Genomic DNA, 26232 nt, shown 5'->3' on the forward strand with positions numbered 1-26232 from the left:
CGATGTAAATTTATAGTAAATTAAAAACAATTAAAATTATGTCATTATTATCTATGCTATTCGGGACAGCTCAAAATTCCGCAGTTAAAGTTTTATCGGCAGAAGAATTTAAAGCCCAAATAGGAAAAGGAAAGGTTCAATTGGCTGATGTGAGAACGCCTGGCGAATTTAATTCGGGACACATTAAAAACGCGAAAAATATTGATTTCTTTACGGGATCATTTGCTGATAAATTCGAGAAATTAAGCAAAGAAAAACCTGTATACTTATACTGTCGTAGTGGCGCAAGAAGTAAAAAGGCTTCCAACAAATTAGTCACTATGGGGTTTACAGAAATTTATGATTTAAAAGGAGGTTATAATAACTGGAAATAAGAAATATTATGAAACGAGCATGCTAAAAGTATTATCGCCCTAGGGAATGATTAACCTGCCTGCCGGCAGGCAGGTAGCGAAAAGCATGTGACAATCAAAAACAAATAAATATAAACACATGAAAATAACATTAGAAATACAGAACTTAAAATGTGGTGGTTGCTCAAATACAGTTACAACTAAATTAGCAAGCGTTGCTGGTATTGAAAACGTATCTGTAATAGTAGAAACAAGCGAAGTTACTTTCAACTATACAACAGAAGATGCATTAGTAGCAGCTAAACAAAAATTAAAGTCTTTGGGTTATCCTGAAGCAGATACAGTCAATTCAGTAATAAGTAAGGCTAAATCTTTTATTAGTTGTGCAACCGGAAAAATGGCGACCAATGAATCTTAAATGGACAATTTTAAGTTTCGCATTCTTGCTGGTTGTTAGTTGTAAAAATAACAATGAAAAGAAATCTGATTATGTTGATACCGTAGCAATCAATAAGCAACAGGAGCATCCAGGAAAAAAACTCATGGAAGTTAATTGTTACGTATGCCATAGTCCAACAGCGAGCCATGACGACCGTATTGCGCCGCCAATGGTAGCTATTAAAAGACATTATCTAAATGATGGTATTAGTAAAGCCGACTTTATTAGCGACATTCAAAGTTATGTTAAAAATCCTAATGAAGCTGATTCCAGAATGCGCGGTGCAGTTAAGCGATTTGGTGTTATGCCAAAAGCACAGTATCCAGAGAAAACAGTAGCGCAAATTGCCGATTATTTATACGATTATGATGTGGAACAACCGGAATGGTTTGATGACCATGTAAAAGAACAAGGAGACAAAGGTAGAGGGAAAGGTCGCGGTAAAATGAACGGTGCTGGAAAGCAAAGAATGAATCAACAGCGGGCTTCTTTATGGGATTCTGCAATGACCTATGAAGAAATAGGTTTAAAATACGCCATGAGTACGAAGGCACAATTGGGTAAAAATTTAATGCAAACCATTCAAAAGAAAGGCACTTTAGCAGCTGTTGAGTTTTGTAATGTAGCCGCTTATCCGCTAACGGATAGTATGGCTGTTGCACATCAAGCCAATATAAAGCGTGTTTCAGATAAACCAAGAAATCCAGATAATCGAGCAAATAGTCAGGAACTTGAGCATATTGAAAAATTTAAAGCGTCTGTGGCTGCAAATAGGGAGCCACAAGCTATAGTTGAAGAAACCGATGATTTGGTTAAGTTTTACTATCCAATTGTTACCAATACCATGTGTTTACAATGTCATGGTAAAACGATAGAACCTGAAGTTTATAAAAGTATTAAAGCCTTATATCCAAAAGATGAAGCTATTGGTTATATGGAAAATGAAGTTCGTGGTATTTGGAGTATTTCTTTTGATAAAAATAGATAATTATGAGTCATTTTGAAATTAATTTATCATTCTGTTTTGGCATGTTTCAAGAGGTTTTCTAAAGCACCAAATAGATTATGTCAATCATGATATCTATATGGTACGTATTTGAAATCCAGTATATGTAGTATTCTTAAATTTCAACAAAACATTAATAGTTATTAAAACAGATAATTATGAGTAATTTTTCGAGTATAATAAATAAGGATAAGCCAGTCTTAGTTGATTTTTTTGCTGAATGGTGTGGCCCATGTAAAACCATGAGTCCTATTTTAAAAGAAGTGAAAGATGAATTTGGTGAAGGCGTTACCATTTTGAAAATTGACGTGGATAAAAATCAACAGTTAGCAGCGCAATTTAAAGTTCGTGGTGTGCCAACGCTTATTCTGTATAAAAGCGGAAAGCAGTTATGGCGCCAATCTGGATTATCTTCTAAACGCGATTTGATTTCCCTAATTAAATCACATGTTTAAAATGATGGATTTATCAGAATCGTTTTGGGATGGACGTTATCAAAATAAGGATACGGGTTGGGATTTAGGCGAAATTTCGTCGCCATTAAAAGACTATTTTGATCAGTTAGAAGATACATCGCTAAAAATATTAATTCCAGGTGCTGGTAATTCTTATGAAGCCGAATATTTGTTTAAAAATGGGTTTCAGAATGTCTTTATCGCCGATTTATCACAAACCGCTTTAGATAATTTTAAAGCACGTGTTCCTAGCTTTCCTTCTGAAAACTTGCTGCATACAAATGTCTTTGATATGTCATCCAAAACATTCGATTTAATTATTGAACAAACCTTCTTTTGCGCTTTAAATCCTGAACTTCGGAGTGGTTATGCTAAAAAGATTCACAGCTTACTAAAACCCCAAGGAAAGTTAGTTGGTGTCATGTTTGATGCGGCTTTAAATACGGATAAACCACCATTTGGAGGTTCTAAAGCAGAATACATCACTTATTTTAAACTGTATTTTAATATGGCTATTTTTGAACCGAGTTATAACTCTATGGAAAGTAGGAAAGATAGTGAGCTGTTTATTAAACTTATTAAAAAGTAAGGGTTTTAGATTGCTATTTTATAATTTTGAACACTGTATTGCTTTTAGACACGGGTTGTTTGCTAAAAAGGTTTGACACGAATACTCACGAATTTAATCGTGCTCTGAAAATACATGTGAGAATTACACTATTCATTTTACAAATTAACCAAGCTCTTCGCTCGTTTAAAAAATAAAATTCTATAGTGATTTAGTTTTTACTTCTTTTTTCCGAAGAAACCATATTTCATTTGTCCCCAGAAGGTTTTAGGCATCCACTCATCGCCTTCGTAGCCTAAAGTAATGGTGCCGCTTTCTTCAGGAATATAATCTGTTTTGAATATATAATCCCAAAGACTTAAACTAATGCCGTAATTCATACCGTATTGTTTCCCTTCTGGTAAATTATACGCGTGATGGTATAAATGCATTACTGGATTATTGAAAATATATTTTAATGGTCCGTAGGTGATTTTAATATTAGAATGGTTAAAATGTCCGATGGAAATAGCAATAAAGTGAACAATATAAGCTTGTTCAGGTTCAAAGCCTCCAAGAATCATCACCCCAAAAATTTTAAGTGGTTTGTATAGTATGTTCTCCATCCAATGGTAACGCAAATGCGCAGCAAAGCCCATTTCTTTCACGCTATGATGTACTTGGTGAAAACGCCAAAGCACAGGGTAACGATGCAGTAAAACGTGGGTAAACCATTGCACAAAATCTAAAACTATAAAGAAAACAAGCAGCTGTAACCACATAGGCCAAGCGCTCATATCTACTATTGCTAGACTAGTCATGGAAATACCGAAATCGTTAAAAGCAACTTCCATTAAGCGATACACACCACTAATAACAATGGCGAAAATAAAGAAGTTGAAAAACATATAAAATGCGTCCAACCAGAAGTCTTTTCTAAAAACAGCTTGGTTCTTTCGCCATGGGAATAGGATTTCTAATCCCCAAACAATAAAAGAAATAGCAATAAGTCCCCAGAAATAATTGGTAAACCAAGGCACCTCGAAAATTATCGATTTCCAAGTCCAATCAAGAGTACCAATAAAGGATTCTTTAAAAGCGTTAATATATTCCCACATAGCAGTTTATTGTTTTGCAAAGTTAATGAAGAAATTGCAAATGTTTACAAAGATAGTTTTGTTAAGGTTTAAAGTCAGTAACGAAAGTTACAAAGGATTTAGTTTCTATGTTTATTATCTGTTTCTTTGCAACAAAAATAAACACAAACATGTCATTTCTCCTAGAACCTTGGCCATGGTATTTTTCTGGCTTTATGATTGCATTCGTAATGTTTTTACTGCTTATGGTAGATAAACGCTTTGGAATGTCGTCCAATTTACGCACACTTTGTAGTATGGCAGGAGCCGGAAAACGAACCCCTTTTTTTAATTTCGATTGGAAGTCGCAACGTTGGAATTTAGTTGTTGTAATTGGCGCTATAATTGGCGGATTTATTGCTTCAGAATTTTTAACGCCTAACGACGCGGTTGCTATTAGCGAGCAAACCATTACAGATTTGCAAGCTTTAGGTTTTGAAAGTGCAGGAACCGCTTATATGCCAACCGAGCTTTTTGGTAAAGACGTCTTTTCAAGTGGGAAAGGTTTACTCATTTTAATTATTGGAGGTTTTTTAGTTGGATTTGGAGCGCGTTATGCCGGTGGATGTACATCAGGACACGCTATTTCCGGATTGAGTAACTTACAATTACCATCCTTAATTGCCGTAATTGGTTTCTTTTTAGGCGGCTTGGTTATGGTTCACTTATTATTTCCTTTAATTTTTTAAACAATGAGAACAGGTATATATTTAATAATCGGTGTGGTTTTTGGAATCACAATGTTTAAATCGGAAGCCGCTTCTTGGTTTCGAATTTTTGAGATGTTTCAATTTCAAGCATTTCATATGTATGGAATTATTGGAGTAGCTTTAGGTCTTGCTACATTAATGACGTTTTTAATGAAACGTTTTAAATTAAAATCCTTTTACGGAAATCAAATTCAGTTTAGTCCTAAAGAAAAAAGCTTTAAGCGATATATAATTGGCGGTACGTTATTCGGTTTAGGTTGGGCATTGGCAGGAGCTTGTCCGGGGCCAATATATGTTTTAATTGGCGCTGGTTATTGGCCAATTTTGGTTGTTATAGGTTCTGCTATTTTAGGAACTTATGTTTATGGCTTATTGAAGGATAAGTTGCCACATTAAGTTGTAAAACCTTTATTGTACTTTTTAATAAATACTTTTACTAGCCCAGATTTTTTGGAATAGTCTAAATTTATCGAACTAAATAGTATTCTTTAATTAGGATCGAAAGTGGGTGAGGCTATAAAAATTTAGCTCTAAGGATTTTAGTCAGGTATTCGCGTCGGAATTAATAGCCTGCTAGGATCTTGGACAACATTATTTATAGTCGCTCTAGAAAACGGAGATAAATGTAACCTAGAAAAATTACAACAAAAAACTGCTATGATTTTTCATAGCAGTTTTGAAATGAATTTTAATATGTTGCTTATTTTAATGTCGTTAACATTTCCTTATAGCCAGGAAAGTCATTTGGAGTTTTTATAAGCATTTCTTCTTTATCCGTCATATTTAGTAATTTATAGTCCGGAGCAGAGCTTGTCTGCACAATATAATCATAAGAAGCATCGTTGCCTGAAATGTTTTTGGAGTTAAAAGCGTATTCATACGTGTAAGATGCTGCTTGATTAATTTTATTACCTAAATCGCTTGATATCTTGTCAATTTCAACCAATATTTTTTCGTTTTTAGCAATTGCAGATTGTAGTTCTGCCACACTCACTTTGCTGAATTTTGAAGATCCTTCATTTTTATAGGCTTCTTGTCTCTCTAAACTTGATTTATTTCCGTCTAAAATTCGCTGATAAGATTGCTTAATATCCTTTATGTTATCACTGTATAATACAGAATCTCTTAACTTAAGCTGTGTAAACTTATAGCTTTCTGGATATTGTAATTTAGACTTCATGCTATTTTCCAATTTAGCTTGAATAATCATATCTCTATTTTCTTCTGAATTTTGAGATATGAATTCTTTGTCAGATTTGCAGGAAGTGAAACAAATTGTAATAAGAAATAATAAGGATAGAAAATTAATTGTAGTTTTTTTCATGATAAAAGGGTTGATTAAATAATAGTTCTAGGACGAAATGCATAAACATATGACGAAATGTAATAAAAAATTTTATTATAATAGAATTATCCTTAAAAACTTATAAACCAAAAACTGATATTTTAGTTTTTTTATGCGAAAGGAAGCCTTTTAATCGAGAAAGTTCGGGCTGTTAGATTTTCTTTTTCAAACTAAATCTAATTTTCTTTTTATTCTTTGGTTAAGGGCTCTAAGGATGCTGCTTGATTTTTTTAATCAATCACTTGGTGTGTCGAAAAATACAAATAATAGGTTATTCACTTTAATATTTAGCTTTGTAAGCAATGCTCTGAATAGTTACACGTTTTGTTCTCAACACTATAAAAGAAGCTCCAAGTCTATACTAATAGCGTTCATTATTCTTGCTTTGCTATTTTATAGTATGTGTTTTCAAATTTTTAATGAAACACATTCACTGCAACAATCACAATTAGAACACCTATTACCAAGCTGATTTTGCCCATTAATTCGATACGTTTTAAATTGTTCTCTGTATCATTTTTGTAATTATTTCTGACGTCATAATTGATTAGCATAATTAGAATTACGAGAATTAAAAATAATACTAATTTTAAAATTAATAGTGGCATTTCTGTTAAGACGGGCCAAAATGGAAGTAGTAGGTATATACCTGAAACCAATAGCAGTATAGTTCCTATAGATCCCATTTGACTTACACCTTTAATTTGAAGTCTAAATTTTTTAGCTTCATTTCTATTCATTTTAGATAGTGTTTTACCTAAAAAAGCATGTACGAAACCAGTGCCTAAGCCCATAGCCAAACCGATGAAGTGAACTATTAACATTGTCTCTCTCATAGTATTAATTCGATATATTAAGGTTAAATTTAAACAATATGTATTAGTACATCTTGCCTTAAGTTTTAAAATTTTGATTCATTGTTATTTTCAGGCTAAATCATATCAAACGTAAATTTTCACCTGAATATAATTACTGATTATATTCAATGTCTAACTGATATTTATAAAGTAAACCTTCAAGATTAAATCCAGAGAATTTAGCCTTCTTTAACTTGTTTATTTCGGGATCTATTGCATAGTTACTAGCAGTCCTAAAATCGACCTTTTCTAGGACGGTATTTGAGAATATGGTGCCAGACAGGTCACATTCATAAAAGACAGAAGCAGATAAATTTACTTCAGAAAAATCAGTTTCTTTCAAAGAGCATTTATCAAATTTTGTTTTCGGTAATTTAGTGCCAAAAAAGGTGCAATATTCCAAACTGCATTTATAGAATGAGAAAGAAAAAAGAAACTTATTGCATTGTGAAAAATCAACACCCATTATTTTACATTCCTTGAAGATAGCATTTCTAAAGCCAGCTCCTTTAACTTGCGTCATCGAGAAGTTGCAGTTTTCAAACGTACAATCTTCAAAGCTATTACCGATAAGATCGCTTTTGGTGAAATTGCATCCCATAAAAATGCATTTATAAAACTCTCTATCTCTTAGAATCTTCTCGGTATAATCAACATTGGTAAATGTCTTTCTTTCGTGGATTATTATTTCGTTTTCCATGGATTTAATTATATTTCATTGATTTATTAAGACCACAAAAACCAAGGGATTAAATAGGCTATAAGTCCAAATCCAAGTCCGTAATAAATCAGCAAGCGTCTGTATTTCGCTTTATCAGTTAAATTAGTTTTTTTAACAACTTTATATCCTATGGTAATTAAAACTGCAGCCAAAATCATGCCGATAGGATGCTCTACAATATAGAATCTTGATATTTTATGACCCATGGAATCTCCTGAAAAATTGGATAAGCCTAAAGGCGATAAAAAATAAAGTAAAAGACCTATTAATATTTGAATGTGAACGGTAATCAATCCAATTAAAGCCGTAATTTTTACAGATTTGTTGAAGGGTTTTTTGAGTAAAAATTTGGCTAGAATAATAACGATTATAATAAGAAGCAGGAATAATAATACCATTCCAATGCCATTATGCGATTCTTTAAGAATATTATACATATTTAAATTTTTTAGTTAACGTTAAATTTACCTTTCATAATTGAATAGTGTCCAGGGAATGAACATAGAAAATCATAAATTCCTTTTTCTGGCGCTTTAAAAGTAACGCTCACACTTTCGCCACCACCAATGAGACCCGTGTAGGCAATAACATTCTTTTCGTCAGTTGGAATATATGCATTGTCTTTAGCTTTCAATGCTTGCTTGGTAAAATCCGAAATAGCAGTTCCTTTGGTTAAAAGCACAAAGTTATGTCCCATGGCGCTAAGCGTCATTGTTCCTGTATGATGAAGCGTTAGGATTACAGTTTGACCTTCAAAAACAGTGATTTCTGATTTGTCAAATTGCATTTTATCATTAGAGTTTAATGTAACTCTTATGGTGTCCTGTTTTGATAGACTTTCCAATTCGTCAACAGTCGGAATGTTTTCATTTGTCGTTGCGTTTTTATCATTTCCACAGGACACGATGAATAGCAAGCTTAATGCAAGCATACCTAAAATAGACCTAGATTTAATATGTTTCATTGTATTTATTTTTCAGCAAATATAAGCTTCAAAGGGAAGAGTTTCAAGGACAGTGTCTGCAAGTACTAGGACAAATCAATCATTTTACGGTAGTTTGAAGGGGTGTAATTGGTTTCAATCTTAAACAAACGACTAAAATAGGAATCATCATTAAAACCGAGTTCTCTACTTATTTCCTTGATCTGCATGGTGCTTTGAAGAAGTAATACTTTAGCTTCAAGCATGGTTATTTCACGAATAACTTCTGAAGCGGTCTTACCGTTCTCCTGCTTTACGCGTTTATTTAAATGATTTGGTGTCATATTAAGCTGCGCTGCATATTCTTTAACAGGTAAATTTTGCTTGAATTGTTTATGCACCAAATTCTGAAAATTGAAAAAAACCCTATTGTACCTTGGTATTACAGTTGCTTGTTTTTTTAAAGTCAAAACCAAATCGGCAATAACGGTCGACAGATAGATAGGTATTAACCGGCAATTGTTTGGATTGCTTTTTCGGCTTTTATATAATTGATCAATCCGAGTTAATAAAAAGGATATGTTGGATGCGGCTTCTTGAGAAACCTGAATATAGTTTTGTCTGTTAAGTTGTGTTTGAAATGTGCTAATAATTGGATTTGTTCCGATAAAATCATCTGAAAAATGACAATAAAAGCCTTCTAAATCACTTGAAATAAATTCTGTGGTTGTAATACTGTTTTCGGGAGTGAAGAGGAAATCATGTTTTTTTAATTGAAATAATTCAATTCCTAAACTCCTGGTCATGCTGCCATTAGTAATGAACACAAAATCATTAACCGTTTTTTTATGTGGTGGCAATGGCAGATTTAGACTAATATCATTTTCTTTAAATGAATGGATAAAAAATTGCGTGATGCTGTCATCATTCAATAATTCATCCAAATTATTCTTAATATGGTTTTTTCTAAAATTTAGCGGACTTAAAATCGGTATGTTAAGTTTTGATTTCTTCAAATTCTATTCTTTTTTATAGATGTTGGATTCCTAACCACGCATTTTTAAGTTTATAGTATTTTTTAATTTTTGAAAGATATTCGAAAAGCAATATAGCAGTTTATTACTTAAAAGTAATAAACTGCTAAACAGCATAAAAAACATTAAAAATTGGTAATTAAATACCAGTTTTATACAAAGGCACTGTAGCCAGTAATGGCGCGACCTACAATCAAGGAGTTAATTTCTTTAGTGCCTTCATAGGAGTAAATGGCTTCGGCATCTGCAACAAAACGCGCGACGTCATATTCTAATAAAATCCCATTGCCGCCCATAACTTCACGAGCACGACTTACCACATCCCTGGTCCGCATGGAGCAGAATACTTTGGCTAATGATGCATGCTCATCGGTTAACAAACCTTGATCTTGTAATTCTGAAAGACGATATACCATGGCTTTCATAGCTGTTAAGTTGGCGAGCATTTCAACTAAATGATTTTGAATAAGCTGAAATTTCGCAATAGGTTTTCCAAATTGCTCTCGTTTTTTGGTGTATTTCAATGCACTTTCGTAAGCACCTCTGGCACAACCTAAAGCTTGCCAAGCAACACCAGCACGTGTCATTCTTAATACTTTAGCTGTGTCTTTAAAAGAGTTAGCTTTTTGCAAACGATCACTTTCAGGAATTTTACAATCGGTTAAGGTAATGAGGGCATTTTGTACGGTACGCAATGCCATTTTATTCTCAATTTTTTCAGCTTTATAATCTGGATTGCCTTTGCGTAATAAGAAACCTTTAGCTTGATTATCTTCTATATCTCTTGCCCAAATAATAATAACATCTGCAAAAGTAGCATTCCCGATCCACTTTTTCTGCCCATTTAAAACCCATTCATCACCAACTTTTTCACAGGTTGTTTCCATGCCGCCAGCAACGCCACTCCCAACGTTAGGCTCCGTTAAACCGAAAGCACCAATAGCTTCCATTTTTTGCATTTTTGGTAACCATTCTTGTTTTTGCTCCTCACTTCCGCAGAGGTAAATGGAACCCATGGCGAGTCCACTATGTACACCGAAAAATGTGGAAATAGATACATCAACTCGTGCTAATTCTTCAGCTATGATACCTTCCATTAAAAAAGGCATGTTTGGGCATCCATAACCATCATAGGTTACACCACAAATATTTAATGCCGCTAATTTGGGAATGATATCCATTGGAAATTCGGCTTTATTCCAGTAATGATTAGCAATAGGCTGGATTTCTGTTTCCATAAAGCTGCGGACTTTTAATTGAATTTCGCGCTGTTCTTGGGTTAGTTTTAAATCGTAATCATAGAAATCTCCATCAATAGGAGGCAGTTTGTGCTGTCCTTTTTTTGCCTTTTCAGTCAGCATTTTCATTAAGCCTTTGAGTTGTACATCATCTAATTCGCCAACAGATTTCATGATTTTGGGTAAATCTATCTTTTCTGAAATTTCACCTAATTCGGCAAAATCTATATTCTTCATTAAATGGGTAATTTGCTTAATTTTTTTAAAGAGTTCCATTTTTATTATTTTAATTAGGGTGTAATATTCGTTTTAATAGTAAAGTACAATTTTATTCTACAGTTATCTAATGTACTTAAAACTCATGTATAGTTTTAGGTATGTTCATCTTTTTTAAATATTAGATGTTGAGACTAAATTTATAATCATTATTGAAAAAATGAACATAGGTTAAATATTACTGGCAAGTACCTACGGGGTAAATTGTTAGAGTATACAGTGAAAAGTATGTGGGTTTTGTTAATAATTCAAAACTTACACACTGTAAGTCAATATGATTATTTCTAAAACTATGTTAAAAAAAACAAGAGTTATTTAAATTTCGTAACTTCGCCATACTTATGAATAAAGTATTCCATAAAATAATGTCTTTATCAATGGCTTTCGTCGTGTTGTTTTCGACGATGTCGTTTACTATAGATATGCATTATTGTGGCGGTACTTTAATGGATACAGCTATTTTCCATAAAGTAGAAACCTGCGGTATGGAAATGGAAAACCCATTAACTGAAGGATGCTCTATTGCAAAAACGAATTGTTGTATTGATGAGCAAGTTGTTTTGGATGGTCAAGACGAATTGCAATTTCATGTCGATAAAATTTCCTTTGAACAACAAGTATTTATTGCATCATTTGTTTATTCTTACATCAACCTTTTTGAAAGTGTTGATAATAACGGTTCTTCTTTTGAAGAATATGAACCACCACTCGTCATCAAACAAATCTTCAAGTTTGACGAGACCTATTTAATTTAATTTTTTAGTAGTTGGTTATAATACAAAATACTTTGTGTTATAGCCTGTTTATGTTTAGATGTTACTTTTGAAAGCTACTTCTAGAAATATTCTGTACCTAAATATTTTGTACTTACTGCTAAAATCTTATAACTCATGCTAAATAAAAGCATCAAATTTTTAATAGAGAATAAACTCGTAGCCGTTTTATTACTCGTCCTTTTTGTGGGATGGGGAACCGTAAACGCTCCTTTTAATTGGGATACTGGTTTTTTACCAAGTGATCCTGTGGCTGTGGATGCTATTCCAGATATTGGTGAAAATCAACAAATTGTTTTTACCAAATGGGAAGGTCGATCACCACAAGACATTGAAGATCAGATTACCTACCCATTAACAACCTCTTTACTTGGTATTCCAGGTGTGAAAACTATTCGTAGTTCATCTATGTTTGGTTTTTCGAGTATCTATATCATTTTTGAAGAAGATATTGAGTTTTATTGGAGTCGAAGTCGAATTCTGGAAAAACTAAATTCACTACCAAGTGGCCTATTACCAGAAGATGTTAACCCTGCTCTAGGACCAGATGCCACAGGTTTAGGACAAATATTTTGGTACACATTAGAAGGTCGTGATGAAAATGGAAACGTAACCGGTGGATGGGATTTACATGAGTTGCGCAGCATCCAAGATTATTATGTCAAGTATGCCTTGTCGTCTGCAAGTGGGGTCTCGGAAGTGGCTTCTATTGGTGGCTATGTTCAGGAATATCAAATTGATGTGAATCCAGAACTCATGCGTCAATACAATATTGGATTAGACCAAGTTGTAAAAGCAGTTAAGCAAAGTAATAAAGATATAGGTGCGCAAACTTTAGAAATTAATCAAGCTGAATATTTAGTTCGCGGTTTGGGATACGTTAAGTCGGTTTCCGATATTGAAAATGCAGTTGTTACTTCTGAAGATTTTACGTCTATAAAAATTAAAGACATTGGGAAAGTGGCGTTAGGTCCTGCTGCAAGACGCGGAATTTTGGATAAAGAAGGCGCTGAGGTAGTTGGTGGTGTGGTAGTAGCACGTTATGGTGCCAATCCAATGGAAGTAATTAATAATGTTAAAGTACAAATCAATGAATTAAGTGCTGGTTTACCTTCAAAAGTATTATCGGATGGCAGAACCTCACAACTTACTATTATTCCTTTTTATGACCGTTCAGAACTGATTCAAGAAACATTAGAAACACTTAATGAAGCCTTAACATTAGAAATTTTAATTACTATACTGGTTATTATCGTTATGGTATTTAATCTTCGTGCATCGATTTTAATTTCCGGATTATTACCCGTTGCCGTTTTAATGGTGTTTATAGCTATGAAACTTTTTGATGTGGATGCGAATATTGTGGCATTATCGGGAATTGCAATTGCCATTGGTACCATGGTGGATGTGGGAGTCATACTTTCCGAAAATATCATACGTCATCTCGATGAAGAAGATGGTAAAGAACCTATAAACACGGTAGTTTACAATGCTACAAAAGAAGTTTCTGGTGCTATTGTAACAGCAGTTATGACTACCATTATTAGTTTTATTCCTGTCTTTACTATGATTGGTGCCGAAGGAAAACTGTTTAGACCTTTAGCATTTACTAAAACATTTGCCTTAACAGCCTCTTTGATTGTTGCTTTATTTTTAATACCGCCTTTTGCAGCTTTTTTATTCAGAAGAAAAAGCATTAAAAAGAGTTTTAGCTACATGATAAATATAGCTTTAATTGTAGCTGGAATTATCGCTGTTATTTATGGTTATTGGTTAGGTATTATCTTAATCGGCTTTGGCGTTGTTGGAATATTAAAACTTCAAGAAACCGTAAGCGAAAAGCAAGCCAACGGTATCAATATTATCATTTCGGCATTATCAATCGTGTTTTTACTAGCTGAATACTGGCGACCATTGGGTGTTGATAAAAGCATTTTTTGGAATCTGATTTTTGTAGGTGTTATTTGTTTCGGATTATTAGGCGTTTTTACGCTGTTTAAAAATTACTATACACGTATTTTACGTTGGTGTTTAGATAATAAAATATTGTTTCTGTCTTTACCTACTGCTATTGTAATTGCTGGCTTTTTCATTATGAAAAATACAGGAAAAGAGTTTATGCCGTCGTTAAATGAAGGTTCTTTTCTGCTCATGCCTACATCTATGCCACATTCTGGTGTAGAAGAAAATAAACGTGTTTTACAACAGTTAGATATGGCCGTAGCCAGTATTCCAGAAATTGAAACCGTTGTGGGTAAAGCTGGTCGCACAGAATCGGCTTTAGATCCTGCGCCTTTATCTATGTATGAGAATATTATTCAGTATAAATCTGAATATATGCTGAATGAAAACGGCGAGCGACAACGTTATAAGGTGAATGATGACGGTTTATTTGAATTGAAAGATGGACGTTTTATTGGAAATCCAAATGCAACTGAAAATGGCACTTTGAGTAACGTTAAAAACTCGCAGCTAATCCAAGACAATGACGGTGAATTCTACCGCAACTGGCGACCAGAAATTAAATCGCCAGACGATATTTGGAAGGAGATTGTACGCGTTACTAAATTACCTGGCGTAACATCTGCACCTAAATTACAGCCAATTGAAACCCGACTGGTCATGCTTCAAACCGGCATGCGTGCACCTATGGGAATTAAAGTTAAAGGACAAGATTTAAAACAAATTGAAGCTTTTGGTGTCGAGTTAGAAAACATATTAAAACAAGCTGAGGGTGTTAAAAAGGAAGCTGTTTTTGCAGACCGTATTGTAGGTAAACCCTATTTGTTAATCGATATTGATAGAGAAAAAATTGCCCGATATGGTATTACCATTGAAGACGTTCAAAGTGTATTGCAAGTCGCCATTGGTGGTATGGTCTTAACGCAAACAGTAGAGGGTAGAGAGCGTTATGGCGTTCGAGTTCGTTACCCAAGAGAGTTACGTGCCAACCCAACGGATTTAGAGCAAATTTATATTCCTGTTGAAAAAGGAAGTCCGGTTCCTTTAAGTGAGTTAGCAACTATTCGTTACGAACAAGGGCCACAAGTTATTAAAAGTGAAGACACCTTTTTAGTCGGTTATGTATTGTTTGATAAGTTGGATGGTTTTGCGGAAGTGAATGTGGTTGAAGGTGCACAAGCTTTAATTAAAGAGAAGATTGATTCAGGTGAATTAATTGTCCCTAAAGGAATTAATTACCAGTTTACAGGAACGTATGAAAATCAGCTACGAGCAGAAAAAACCTTATCGGTTGTGGTGCCTTTGGCATTGGCAGTTATCTTTCTAATTTTATATTTCCAATTCCGTTCTGTAGCAACATCATTGATGGTTTTTACAGGAATAGCAGTCGCCTTTGCAGGTGGTTTTATTATGATTTGGCTGTACGGGCAGGACTGGTTTTTAAACTTTAATTTCTTCGGAGAAAACTTACGAGATCTATTCCAAATGCATCCTATTAACTTAAGTGTAGCCGTTTGGGTTGGGTTTATTGCACTCTTCGGAATTGCAACCGATGACGGTGTGGTTATGGCAACTTATTTAACCCAAACCTTCGATAGGAATACACCAGATAACAAAAAGGAAATTAGAGCCTCTATTGTTGAAGCAGGAGAAAAACGTATTCGCCCGTGTTTAATGACAACAGCAACTACCATTTTAGCATTATTACCAATTTTAACCTCTACAGGACGTGGAAGTGATATTATGATTCCCATGGCAATTCCTAGTTTTGGAGGTATGCTAATAGCATTAATTACCTTATTTGTAGTGCCAGTCTTATATAGCTGGAGAGCGGAATCTCAACTTAAAAGAGCAACAAAATGAAACACATAAAATCACATATAAAAACCCTGTTAATTTTGAGTTCCTTTCTCTTTGTGCTTTCCCTTCAAAGCCAAGAATTGAAAAGCCTCATTGACGAAGCATTAACCAATAATCCAGAGATTAAAAAGTTTGATTTTCAGTATCAAATTGCTTCGGAAAAAGTAAATGAAGTCAACAGTTTACCAAACACCGAATTTAATGCAGGTGTTATGGCTATTGCACCGGAAATGGACATGCCTATGGAACGTTTTCGAGTCGCTGTCATGCAAATGCTGCCGTGGTTTGGTACTATTTCAGCAAGAGAAAACTATGCAACATCCATGGCCGACGCGCAATATATTGAAGTCACTATTGCCAAACGAAAATTAGCGCTTTCTGTTTCTGAATTTTACTATCTACTTTATGAAATTAGAGCCAAACAGGATGTGCTTGATAAAAATATAGCACTTTTAGAGTCTTATGAGCAGCTAGCGCTTAATTCCTTGGAAGTTGGTAAAGCATCGGCAGTAGACGTTTTAAGATTACAGATTCGGCAAAACGAACTTATTCAGGAGAAAGACGTTTTAATTCAGCAAAACAAAGGGATTCAAGCCGCTTTGAATAGTTTAATGAATCGCGAATATGATGTGGTTGTAACCGTAGTTGATTCTATGGGGATTCCCGAAGAAGACCCTTTTTATGGTTATGAAGCTTTGTCGGTAAATCCAGAGTTACTAAAATATGATAAGCTTTATGAGTCAGTTGAACAATCCGAATTACTAAATCAGAAAGAAGGTGGGCCGATGATTGGTTTTGGACTAGAATATATCAATCAAGAAAATAGCCCTATGATTACCAGCTCGTATAAAGATATGATTATGCCTATGGTTTCAGTATCTATTCCAATTTTCAGCAAAAAGTATACATCTCAAACTAGACAAAACGATTTGCGAAAGTTAGAAATTCAATCCCAAAAAGATGAAAGATTAAATATGCTAACCTCGGAATTATCAAAAGCTATTTCGCAGCGCAATCAGGCACGTATTAAATTTAATACACAAGATAAAAATCTGAAGCAAGCTAAAAACGCCGAAGATATTCTTATCAAAAATTATGAAACTGGAACTATTAATTTTAAGGATGTTTTAGATATTCAGGAATTGCAGTTAAAGTTTCAAATGGGCCAAATTGAAACCACAAAACTATATTATGTGCAATCCGCTTTAATTAATTATTTAATCAACTAACTATGGTACAGAACTTCTACATAAAGAATATGGTATGTGATCGGTGTATCAAAGTATTACAGGATGAATTAAAGGAAAAGAATTTCGAATTGCTCGAAATTGAATTGGGGAGAATAAAGCTGAATATTCTAGCTGCTGAAGACAAAGAAAATTTGGTTTCCATCTTGGAGAAAAATGGATTTTCATTAATTGACAGTCCAGAAAAACAGTTAGTAGAGCATGTGAAAATCGAGTTGATTAAGTTATTGAAGAATTTGCCATTGGATTTAAGCCGAAAACTCTCGGTCTATCTTGAAGAAAAACTCAATAGAGAGTATTCTAAAACAAGCAAGTTGTTTTCAGTAACTGAAGGCATAACCATTGAGAAATATTTTATCAAATTGAAAATTGAAAAAGTAAAAGAACTCATTGAAAATCAAGAATACAATTTCACTGAAATAGGTCAGCTCCTTAATTATAGCAATATAAATCATTTAAGCAGACAATTTAAAAGTGAAACTGGAATTAATCTAACTGATTATAAGTCAGAAAAGAAAAACAACCGCACACCTTTAGACCGAATTATATAACTATAAACCAATATTATGACACAAATAGCTAAATATAAATGTTAATTTTATATAAAATAACCAATGAAAAAGACAGTATACATATTTATTCTCGTATTAACCTGTAATTATTCCGCATTTTCACAATCATTACAAGGAAATGTAGATGATTTACCAGTTCACGAATACACTTTGACTATCAAAGAAGACATGGTTAATAAGGCAGGAAAAGAAGTGAAAGGAATGACTGTTAACGGTACTATTCCTGGGCCCACTTTAGAATTTACAGAAGGCGAATATGCCGTTATTTATGTGAAAAATGATATGAGCGTGGAGACGTCAATTCATTGGCATGGTATGTTATTGCCCAATTTTTACGATGGTGTTCCTTATTTAACAACGCCACCTATAAAACCGGGGACAACTTTTAAGTATGAATTTCCTATTAGACAATCAGGTACATATTGGTATCATTCGCATACTATGCTTCAAGAGCAGAGTGGTGTTTTTGGTTCCTTATTAATTCACCCTAAAGAGAAAACTTTGGATTATGACCATGATTTGGTTTTGATGTTGTCCGATTGGACAAATGAAAAACCTCAAAGCGTTATGCGCAATCTAAAGCGTGGTAACGAATGGTATCAAATGAAAAAAGGCACATCAACGCCTTTAAATAAGGTAATTGCGCGTGGTGCATTTGGCGCACAACTCGATTTTTGGCGACAACGAATGGGTGGTGCCGATATAGCCGATGTCTATTATCCAGCGTTCTTAATAAATGGCGAAGAGTCTGTTGAATACCCAGAATATAAACCAGGAGAAAAATTGCGTTTACGCATTATAAACGGTTCAGCGTCCTCACAATTCTGGATGACATTTGGAGGCGAAGCACCTTTATTAGTGTCTGCCGATGGAATGGATGTCATTCCAGTTGAACACAGCAAGACCTTTATCGCCACGGCTGAAACTTATGATTTTATAGTGACTGTACCTCAAAATGGGAAAATTGAGTTACGGGCAATGGCGCAAGACGGTTCGGGAACGACCACCGCTTATTTTGGTACAGGCGAAACACTTCCTGCTGAAATTATTGCTAAACCTGATAAAATCAAGATGATGCAACAAATGGCCAAAATGGATATGAAAATGGGCGCGCATGCCTTAAAATTTCAACCTAAAAAAGATGCCCGTTTTGAAATGAAAGAGGAATATGGGATGAAAATGGATCACTCAAAAATGAATATGAAAGATGACAAAATGAATATGGAGGTGCCGAAGGATTCAATGATGAAAGAGAAGATGGATCACTCCAACCTGCCTCCCGGCGAGGCAGAAATGGATTATTCTATGATGAACATGAAGAAAGATACAATGGAAATGGATCATTCTAAAATGGATCATTCGAAGATGAATATGGATATGAAAAAAGATTCAAAAGGAAATATGGATGACATGCACCTGCCTGCCGAACAGGCAGGAATGGAAGGAATGGATATGTTTTCCGAATACAACTACGATTATCTAAAATCCCCTAAAAAAACGGCCTATGATAAAAATCTTCCCGTAAAGGAAATTCTATTGAATCTTACAGGAAATATGCAACGTTACATTTGGAGTATGAATGGGGTTCCGTTGAGTGAAGCCGATAATATCAAAATAAAAGGAGGAGAAGTAACCCGAATGACTTTCAATAATTTAACGATGATGCACCACCCGATGCATCTTCATGGTCACTTTTTTCGCGTCATTAATAAAAATGGAGACTATTCGCCTTTAAAACATACAGTTAACGTTCCACCCATGCAAGAAGTAACCATTGAATTTAGTGGGAATAACGGTGATGAATATGGCGATTGGTTTTTTCACTGCCATATTCTGTACCATATGATGAGTGGCATGGCGCGCGTGGTAAGTTATGACACGCCACGAGACCCACGAATGGCAGAATATCCTGTTAAAAACTTGATTAAAGAAGCAGACCAATTTTATACGTGGTCGTTGGTGGATGCCGCATCACATATGGCAGCGTTTGATTTCGTGGCGTCTAATCTTCGAAACCAATTTAATGTGTCAGCAGAATATGGCTGGAACCAAAATATGGAAGCTGAAGTAACCTACGAACGCTATCTACATGACTATTTTCGTGTATTTGGTGGTGTGAATATTGAAAATAAATTGGAGGATAATATGGATAAAATTTCGACCACTGCCATTGCCGGAATTCGGTTTTTAACGCCTTATCTTTTCAATCTAGATGTCCGGGTTGATAGCAAATTGCGACCGCAAATTAGTCTTAACCGTGAAATCCTCATTTTCCCAAGAACCGCTGTTTTCGGAAATTTTGAATATCAAGCAGATTTTGGTTGGGTGGATAATCTTCCTATGGGTTCTGATTTCGCAAATGAAGTGACTTGGAATGCGGGTGTCGAATATTTTTTATCACGAGACTTTTCCTTAATGGCAAGCTATGATAACCGTTTTGGAGCAGGTGGTGGACTATCAGTAAGATTTTAAATATGTATAATAAATATAAAAAAGACAGTTTATCACTAATAGGAGCCGTAGCATTAGGTACTGGTGTAATGATTGGTGCTGGGATTTTTGCCTTATTGGGTCAGGTCGCTGAACTATCGGGCAATTTATTTCCATTTGCCTTCATGGCTGGAGCGATAATTTCAGGGTTTAGTGCATATGGCTATATCAAATTGTCAAATGCCTTTCCATCGTCGGGTGGTATCGCCATGTATTTGGTCAAAGCCTATGGTAAAGGAACAGTTGCAGCATCGGGTGCACTATTAATGGCATTTTCAATGATTATTAATGAGAGTCTGGTCGCCCGGACTTTTGGTTCTTATACTTTACAGCTCTTTAATGTGGGCAACAATAGTGTTTGGGTGCCAATACTAGGTGTAATCCTAATTGTGGGTGCCTTTCTGATTAATATTTCTGGTAATAAAATTATTGGAAAGTCGTCATTAATTATGGCTATTGTTAAGGTTGGAGGTATCGCTATTTTTGCAGTAGGAGCTCTCTGGGCTGCTGGATTTTCTTTTCAAGATGCTGTTTCATTGCGTAATTCGACAGATTATGCGACAACAGATTATTTAGGCGCATTGGCTTTATCCATTTTGGCATATAAAGGATTTACTACAATCACAAACAGCGGTGGAGAAATTGTAAACCCAAATAAGAATGTGGGACGGGCAATTATAATTTCTCTTTTAATCTGTACTGTAATATATCTGTTAGTGGCATTTGCAGTTTCCTCTAATTTAACTATTTCAGAAATTGTAGGAGCTAAAGATTATTCATTGGCCGAAGCTTCAAAGCCAGCTTTTGGTAAATACGGATTATGGTTCACCGTTGGTATTGCCATAGTAGCAACCATATCTGGAATTATAGCCAGCGTCTTTGCTGTATCAAGAATGACAGCCATGTTAACGGATATGAAACTTATCCCACATAAACATTTTGGTATGCCAGGAAATATTCAAAAACATATGTTGGTGTATGTTGCTGTAATTGCAATTGTACTCACTATATTTTTTGATTTAAGTCGTATAGCATCTTTGGGTGCCATATTTTATTTAGTAATGGACATCGGCATCCAATGGGGAATACTGCGAAACTTAAGAAAAGAAGTTAAGGCTAATTCAGCTATAATTATAACTGCAATACTTTTAGATGTCATCGTTTTAAGTGCTTTTTTATGGATTAAAGCAAGCTCTGATGTAACGGTTATTATTGTTGCAATAGTGGCTATGATTCTTATTTTTTTGGGAGAAAGATGGTTTTTGAAAAACGAGCACAATTAGAATTTATAAATAAACAATAAGTATTAATTTAAATATAAATCAAAATGAAAAACATGAAAACAATAGTAAAAACCTTAATGGTTATTGCTTTAATTAGTACAGTGGTTAGCTGTAAGTCGACCTTTAATGCTTCCGAAACAATGGAAAATCAGGAAAATCGTAATGCGTTATATCAAGAAATAATCACGAATCCAAGCCAATTTAGTGAATTTATAAAACTAGCACAACAAGATGAAGGGGCAAAAATGGTAATGATGAATAACCATATGCAAATGATGGAATCTGGAAACATGAAAATGATGATGCACAAAAATCCAGACATGATGGAAAAAATGCAGTCCCATATGCAGATGATGATGGAAAAAAAACCAGAGATGATGCAACAGATGCAATCAAGAATGCTCGGTAAAATGATGGGAAATGAAATGGGTCGTAAAATGCTAATGGATACAATTCACAACAACAAAACGATGAAAAAGGAAATGAAAGTAAAGATGATGCAAATGATGGATGAAAACCCTGAAATGAAGGAAGAAATGATGAAAAAAAATCCTGAAATGAAGAAAAAGATGAAAGGAAAAATGAAAAATAAAGAATAATAAACTCCTGCTCTAAATAGTGGAGTATTTATAAATAAAAATAATTAGTTAACCATTAAAACGATACAATTATGATGATGTGGGGGTGGATATTAATACCAGTTTTGCTTGTGTTGGGCGTATTTCTATACAATGGAAGAAATAGACAAAATACCGTAAAGAGAGAAAATCCTATGGATATTCTGGATAACCGATTCGCCAAGGGTGAAATATCCAAAGAAGAATATGAAGAACAAAAACGAACGTTGAACACTAAAAATTAAAAAATTATGAAATACTATTTTAATAAAACAATCAAAGGCACTTTTGAAGAAGTTATCGATAAAGTCACCAAAGGACTGAAAGAAGAAGGTTTTGGCATACTCACAGAAATCGATATCAAAGAAACCATGAAAAAGAAACTTGATGTGGATTTCAAGAAGTACAAAATCCTTGGCGCCTGTAATCCACCTTATGCATACAAAGCCCTACAGGCAGAAGATAAAATTGGAACCATGTTACCTTGTAATGTCATCGTGCAGGAAATTGAAGACGGCGTTGTAGAGGTCGCTGCGGTAAGCCCAATGGCATCAATGCAAGCTGTGGAAAATGAGAAGCTGAACGGGATCGCCAAGGACATAACGGCCATGCTCGAGAAAGTAATTGAAAAATTATAAAGCTCTTCAAAAAAGAGTATAATCATAAACTTAAATCAAATCAAAATGAAAAAAGTAAGCATAACAACAGCGATTTTTGCAATGGCTTTCGTAAGCCTAACTGCAATGTCTTGTAAAGACAGTGAAAAAGAGCAAAGCAAAGCTCAAGACAATTATACAGAAATGAATCACGATAGTGCAGATTCTGGAATGAACCACGACAATATGAGTGCTTCCAATGATATGATGGACTCCAACACACAAAGCTCTGATGCCAAACAAGTATTAGCAGATTATATGGCTCTTAAAGGTGCTTTGGTGGCTACCGATGAAGCTGCTGCAGCTAAAGCAGGGAGAAAAATTGAAACCTCGCTAAAAGGTTTTGATGTCAGTAACTATACGTCTGATCAGCAAAAAGAATTAAAGGATATTATTGATGATGCTATTGAACACGCAGAGCACATTGGAAAGAGCGAAATGGATCATCAACGAGAACATTTCAAAATATTAAGTAAGGATATGATAGATATGGTTGCTATTACCGGCACGGACAATACGTTATATCAGCAATATTGCCCAATGTATGATAAAGGATCAGCGTGGTTAAGTATGAGTAAAGACATTAAAAATCCTTATTATGGCAGCAAAATGATGACCTGTGGTAAAGTACAAAAAGAAATAAACTAAAAAGAGTTATAGGACTGATTGACATAAGATCTAGGGCTAAATAATTAGCCCTAGATCTTATGTTTAATCTTTATAAGTGACATTCGATATGAAAATGGTAAAAATCATTGTATTAGTTTTATTGGTGATCTTTGTGGGCATTCAGTTTGTACCTTCAGAGCGAAACCAAAGTAATCTTGTACCAGAAGCCGATTTTTTGTTGGTAAACCATACACCAGAAAATATTGGGAAATTATTGCAAGTATCCTGCTATGATTGCCACAGTAACAATACAGAATACCCTTGGTATAACAAAATACAACCTGCTGCTTGGTTTTTGGAAGATCATATTAATGAAGGAAAAGCAGAGTTAAATTTTAGCACATGGGACTCCTTGTCAAGTAGACGAAAGGCGAGTAAGTTAAGGTCTATTATCAAGCAGATTGAAAGTGATGAAATGCCACTTTTTTCATATACCTTAATTCACAGGGAAGCTGTGTTCTCTGATGCTGAAAAAAAGAATTTTATTCAATATATAACGCAATTAAAAGATAGCTTATCACATTAATTTAAATATCATGAAACATACATATCACATACACGGAATGACCTGCAACGGTTGTCGAAGTCACGTGGAAGAAATACTTTCTAAAGTGAAATACGTTTTAAAAGCTTCAGTCGATTTAGAAAAAGAGGAAGCAACCATTGAAATGGAATCCCATATTCCTATTGAAAAATTTCAAAATGCTCTTAAAAATGATGGCGGTAGATACAGTATTCATAAAAATCCCCTCCCAGGCTCCCCAAAGGGGAGGAGCAACAAAACGGATAAGAGCAAGAGTGAGAAAAGCCCCCTTCGGGGGTTGGGGGATACCTTTTATTGTCCAATGCACTGCGAAGGGGATAAAATCTACGACAAACCTGGTGATTGTCCAGTTTGTGGTATGGATTTAGTGGAAGAACAAAATTTATCGACTTCAAATTCAGAACAATGGACCTGCCCAATGCATCCAGAAGTTGTAAAAGATGAAGCAGGTCCTTGTCCTATCTGTGGTATGGATTTAGTACCGATGCAAGCAGATAGTTCAGCAGAAGAAAAAACGTATAAAAAGTTATTGAAGAAATTCTGGATAGCATCAATATTCACCTTGCCCATTTTTATAATGGCTATGAGCGAAATGTTGACTAATAATCCATTATATGACATCATGGATCAGAAAAACTGGAATTGGGTTCAGTTTGCGCTTTCTATTCCGGTTGTTTTTTATGCGACCTGGATGTTTTTCGAGCGTGCTTATAAAAGTATCAAAACATGGAATCTCAATATGTTTACGCTTATTGGTATCGGAGCAGGAGTCGCTTGGTTGTTTAGTGTGTTCGGGATGTTTTTCCCCGATGTATTTCCAAGCCAATTTAGATCGGAATCCGGAGCAGTACACGTGTATTTTGAAGCAGCCACCGTAATATTAACATTGGTGCTTTTAGGACAGCTTTTAGAAGCGCGTGCACACAGTAAAACCAATTCAGCCGTAAAAGAGTTGCTGAAATTAGCGCCCAATAAAGCCACAAAAGTAGTGAATGGCGAAGATGTTGAGGTCAGTATTGATAATATTGAGCTAAATGATATACTAAAAGTAAAGCCGGGTGATAAAATCCCTGTAGATGGCGTGATAACCGAAGGCGTTACTACGATTGATGAATCTATGATTACAGGCGAACCTGTTCCTGTTGATAAAACAGAAGGCGATAAAGTGAGCAGCGGAACTATTAACGGTAATCAATCCTTTTTAATGAAAGCTGAAAAAGTAGGTAGCCATACCTTATTGTCTCAAATTATTCATATGGTTAATACTGCCAGTAGAAGTCGCGCGCCTATTCAAAATTTAGCGGATAAAGTGTCTGGTTATTTTGTGCCTGTTGTAGTTTTAATATCTTTAATAACGTTTGCCGTTTGGGCTATTTGGGGTCCAGAACCTGCTTATGTATATGCTTTAGTCAATGCTATTGCCGTATTAATAATTGCTTGCCCTTGCGCTTTAGGACTAGCAACACCCATGTCTGTTATGGTTGGGGTTGGGAAAGGTGCTCAAAATGGTGTTTTGATTAAAAATGCGGAGGCTCTCGAGAAATTAGACAAGGTAGATACTTTAATCGTTGATAAAACAGGAACCATTACCGAAGGAAAACCAACCGTTGAAAAAATGGGTGCTTTCAGTGATGTTTTTAGTGAAAGCGATGTGTTACAATATATCGTATCACTAAATAGTAATAGTGAACATCCATTAGCCGAGGCTACCGTGAAATATGGTAAAGAACAAAAAGCTGAAATTATAAAATCAGACGCCTTTAGTGCTGTTACTGGCAAAGGAGTTGAAGCTACTATCAACAATAAAAAAGTAGCCTTGGGTAATCCTAAAATGATGGAATATGCACAAGCAGAAATTACTTCACAAATGCAAGATGAAGCTAAAACCTATCAAAAACAAGGGAAAACTGTTTCGTATTTAGCTATAGATAAAATCGTTATTGGCTATGTGGTTATTGGCGATAAAATTAAAGCAACAAGCGCTAAAGCTATTAAGGAACTTCAAGATAAAGGTATTGCAGTAATCATGTTGACAGGCGATAATCATGATACAGCGCAAGCTGTAGCATCCGAACTTAATCTAGCCGATTTTAAAGCCAGTATGCTTCCAGAAGATAAACTTAAAGAAGTAGAGAAACTACAAAAAGAAGGTAAGGTAGTTGCCATGGCTGGCGATGGAATAAACGATGCGCCAGCATTAGCAAAAAGTGATGTCGGTATTGCTATGGGCACAGGTACAGATGTAGCAATTGAAAGCGCCATGATAACTTTGGTGAAAGGCGATTTAAACGGTATTGTAAAAGCAAAACATTTAAGTCATGCTGTTATGAAAAACATCAAGCAAAATCTGTTTTTCGCACTTATTTATAACACATTGGGTGTTCCTATAGCAGCAGGTGTATTGTTTCCGATTTTTGGAATTTTATTATCCCCAATGATTGCAGCACTTGCCATGAGTTTTAGCTCGGTTTCTGTGATTGCAAATGCCTTAAGATTAAGAACTATTAAAATATAATTAAT

General features: G+C 34.8%; 27 protein-coding genes. 19 read left to right on the forward strand and 8 right to left on the reverse strand.

Annotated features, from left to right (window positions below; all coding sequences use genetic code 11):
* Nucleotides 1-38 precede the first annotated feature (38 nt).
* The 5 genes from BZARG_RS08360 (at nt 39) to BZARG_RS08380 (ending at nt 2842) form a co-directional block, all read left to right on the forward strand.
* Nucleotides 39-374, forward strand: a complete 336-nt coding sequence (locus BZARG_RS08360) for a rhodanese-like domain-containing protein (RefSeq protein WP_008637362.1) — start codon at nt 39-41, stop codon at nt 372-374.
* A 118-nt stretch (nt 375-492) separates the two neighbouring features.
* The gene (locus BZARG_RS08365) at nt 493-771 is read left to right on the forward strand and encodes a heavy-metal-associated domain-containing protein (protein ID WP_008637323.1); all 279 of its coding nucleotides are present in this window, start codon (nt 493-495) and stop codon (nt 769-771) included.
* Nucleotides 761-1780, forward strand: coding sequence for a Tll0287-like domain-containing protein (locus BZARG_RS08370; protein WP_008637335.1), 1020 nt, complete (start codon nt 761-763; stop codon nt 1778-1780). Before BZARG_RS08365 ends, BZARG_RS08370 begins: the two co-directional genes overlap by 11 nt.
* A 176-nt stretch (nt 1781-1956) precedes the next feature.
* Entirely contained in the window at nt 1957-2253 is a 297-nt protein-coding gene (gene trxA / locus BZARG_RS08375) for a thioredoxin (protein ID WP_040288268.1), read from the forward strand.
* A gap of 4 nt (nt 2254-2257) precedes the next feature.
* Complete coding sequence (locus BZARG_RS08380; protein WP_040288298.1) at nt 2258-2842, forward strand: methyltransferase domain-containing protein; 585 nt, start codon at nt 2258-2260, stop codon at nt 2840-2842.
* 197 nt (nt 2843-3039) lie between these two features.
* Here BZARG_RS08380 and BZARG_RS08385 read toward each other — a convergent pair whose 3' ends face one another.
* On the reverse strand, nt 3040-3918 hold the full coding sequence (locus BZARG_RS08385; protein ID WP_008637254.1) for a sterol desaturase family protein: 879 nt from the start codon (nt 3916-3918) through the stop codon (nt 3040-3042).
* A gap of 149 nt (nt 3919-4067) precedes the next feature.
* Between BZARG_RS08385 and BZARG_RS08390 the strand changes: the two genes are divergently transcribed.
* Both BZARG_RS08390 and BZARG_RS08395 read left to right on the forward strand, forming a co-directional pair.
* Entirely contained in the window at nt 4068-4625 is a 558-nt protein-coding gene (locus BZARG_RS08390; RefSeq protein WP_008637347.1) for a YeeE/YedE family protein, read from the forward strand.
* A gap of 3 nt (nt 4626-4628) precedes the next feature.
* A complete protein-coding gene (locus BZARG_RS08395; protein WP_008637309.1) occupies nt 4629-5042 on the forward strand; it encodes a YeeE/YedE family protein in 414 nt (137 codons plus the stop codon).
* 304 nt (nt 5043-5346) lie between these two features.
* On the opposite strand, the gene BZARG_RS08400 is transcribed toward BZARG_RS08395, so the two are convergent.
* The 7 genes from BZARG_RS08400 to BZARG_RS08430 form a co-directional block, all read right to left on the reverse strand.
* Complete coding sequence (locus BZARG_RS08400; protein ID WP_040288269.1) at nt 5347-5970, reverse strand: hypothetical protein; 624 nt, start codon at nt 5968-5970, stop codon at nt 5347-5349.
* A 437-nt stretch (nt 5971-6407) separates the two neighbouring features.
* A complete protein-coding gene (locus BZARG_RS08405) occupies nt 6408-6827 on the reverse strand; it encodes a DUF2269 family protein (protein WP_008637289.1) in 420 nt (139 codons plus the stop codon).
* 133 nt (nt 6828-6960) lie between these two features.
* A complete protein-coding gene (locus BZARG_RS08410; protein WP_008637302.1) occupies nt 6961-7548 on the reverse strand; it encodes a pentapeptide repeat-containing protein in 588 nt (195 codons plus the stop codon).
* Nucleotides 7549-7574: 26 nt separating this feature from the next.
* The gene (locus BZARG_RS08415; protein ID WP_008637259.1) at nt 7575-8006 is read right to left on the reverse strand and encodes a hypothetical protein; all 432 of its coding nucleotides are present in this window, start codon (nt 8004-8006) and stop codon (nt 7575-7577) included.
* An 11-nt stretch (nt 8007-8017) separates the two neighbouring features.
* A complete protein-coding gene (gene azu, locus BZARG_RS08420) occupies nt 8018-8533 on the reverse strand; it encodes an azurin (RefSeq protein WP_008637346.1) in 516 nt (171 codons plus the stop codon).
* Nucleotides 8534-8598: 65 nt separating this feature from the next.
* Nucleotides 8599-9507 (reverse strand): helix-turn-helix domain-containing protein, encoded by a 909-nt coding sequence (locus BZARG_RS15245; RefSeq protein ID WP_008637298.1) that lies wholly within the window; start codon nt 9505-9507, stop codon nt 8599-8601.
* A 170-nt stretch (nt 9508-9677) separates the two neighbouring features.
* Nucleotides 9678-11039 carry an acyl-CoA dehydrogenase family protein gene (locus tag BZARG_RS08430; protein ID WP_008637296.1) on the reverse strand — a complete coding sequence of 454 codons (1362 nt, stop codon included), beginning with the start codon at nt 11037-11039 and terminating at the stop codon, nt 9678-9680.
* Nucleotides 11040-11380: 341 nt separating this feature from the next.
* Here BZARG_RS08430 and BZARG_RS08435 point away from each other — a divergent pair, with 341 nt between their 5' ends.
* The 12 genes from BZARG_RS08435 (at nt 11381) to BZARG_RS08490 (ending at nt 26227) form a co-directional block, all read left to right on the forward strand.
* Complete coding sequence (locus tag BZARG_RS08435; protein WP_008637263.1) at nt 11381-11794, forward strand: HYC_CC_PP family protein; 414 nt, start codon at nt 11381-11383, stop codon at nt 11792-11794.
* A gap of 135 nt (nt 11795-11929) precedes the next feature.
* The gene (locus tag BZARG_RS08440; RefSeq protein ID WP_008637265.1) at nt 11930-15637 is read left to right on the forward strand and encodes an efflux RND transporter permease subunit; all 3708 of its coding nucleotides are present in this window, start codon (nt 11930-11932) and stop codon (nt 15635-15637) included.
* A complete protein-coding gene (locus BZARG_RS08445) occupies nt 15634-16863 on the forward strand; it encodes a TolC family protein (RefSeq protein ID WP_008637383.1) in 1230 nt (409 codons plus the stop codon). The genes BZARG_RS08440 and BZARG_RS08445 overlap by 4 nt, the downstream gene beginning before the upstream one ends.
* Nucleotides 16864-16865: 2 nt before the next feature.
* Complete coding sequence (locus BZARG_RS08450) at nt 16866-17432, forward strand: helix-turn-helix domain-containing protein (protein WP_040288271.1); 567 nt, start codon at nt 16866-16868, stop codon at nt 17430-17432.
* A 63-nt stretch (nt 17433-17495) separates the two neighbouring features.
* On the forward strand, nt 17496-19925 hold the full coding sequence (locus tag BZARG_RS08455; RefSeq protein ID WP_008637344.1) for a multicopper oxidase domain-containing protein: 2430 nt from the start codon (nt 17496-17498) through the stop codon (nt 19923-19925).
* 2 nt (nt 19926-19927) lie between these two features.
* Complete coding sequence (locus tag BZARG_RS08460) at nt 19928-21226, forward strand: APC family permease (RefSeq protein WP_008637258.1); 1299 nt, start codon at nt 19928-19930, stop codon at nt 21224-21226.
* Between the two features lie 53 nt (nt 21227-21279).
* Nucleotides 21280-21825 carry a DUF4175 domain-containing protein gene (locus tag BZARG_RS08465; protein WP_237702583.1) on the forward strand — a complete coding sequence of 182 codons (546 nt, stop codon included), beginning with the start codon at nt 21280-21282 and terminating at the stop codon, nt 21823-21825.
* A 71-nt stretch (nt 21826-21896) separates the two neighbouring features.
* Nucleotides 21897-22088 (forward strand): SHOCT domain-containing protein, encoded by a 192-nt coding sequence (locus BZARG_RS08470; RefSeq protein ID WP_008637312.1) that lies wholly within the window; start codon nt 21897-21899, stop codon nt 22086-22088.
* Nucleotides 22089-22094: 6 nt separating this feature from the next.
* Nucleotides 22095-22481: a DUF302 domain-containing protein gene (locus tag BZARG_RS08475; RefSeq protein ID WP_008637397.1), complete on the forward strand. Its 387-nt coding sequence runs from the start codon at nt 22095-22097 to the stop codon at nt 22479-22481.
* Between the two features lie 45 nt (nt 22482-22526).
* Entirely contained in the window at nt 22527-23147 is a 621-nt protein-coding gene (locus tag BZARG_RS08480; protein ID WP_008637356.1) for a DUF3347 domain-containing protein, read from the forward strand.
* Between the two features lie 88 nt (nt 23148-23235).
* Nucleotides 23236-23694 (forward strand): heme-binding domain-containing protein, encoded by a 459-nt coding sequence (locus BZARG_RS08485; protein WP_008637321.1) that lies wholly within the window; start codon nt 23236-23238, stop codon nt 23692-23694.
* A 10-nt stretch (nt 23695-23704) separates the two neighbouring features.
* On the forward strand, nt 23705-26227 hold the full coding sequence (locus BZARG_RS08490; RefSeq protein WP_040288272.1) for a heavy metal translocating P-type ATPase: 2523 nt from the start codon (nt 23705-23707) through the stop codon (nt 26225-26227).
* The last annotated feature ends 5 nt before the right edge of the window (nt 26228-26232 follow it).

Origin of the sequence: Bizionia argentinensis JUB59, assembly GCF_000224335.1 — a bacterium.
GTDB classification, from domain to species: Bacteria; Bacteroidota; Bacteroidia; order Flavobacteriales; family Flavobacteriaceae; genus Algorimicrobium; species Algorimicrobium argentinense.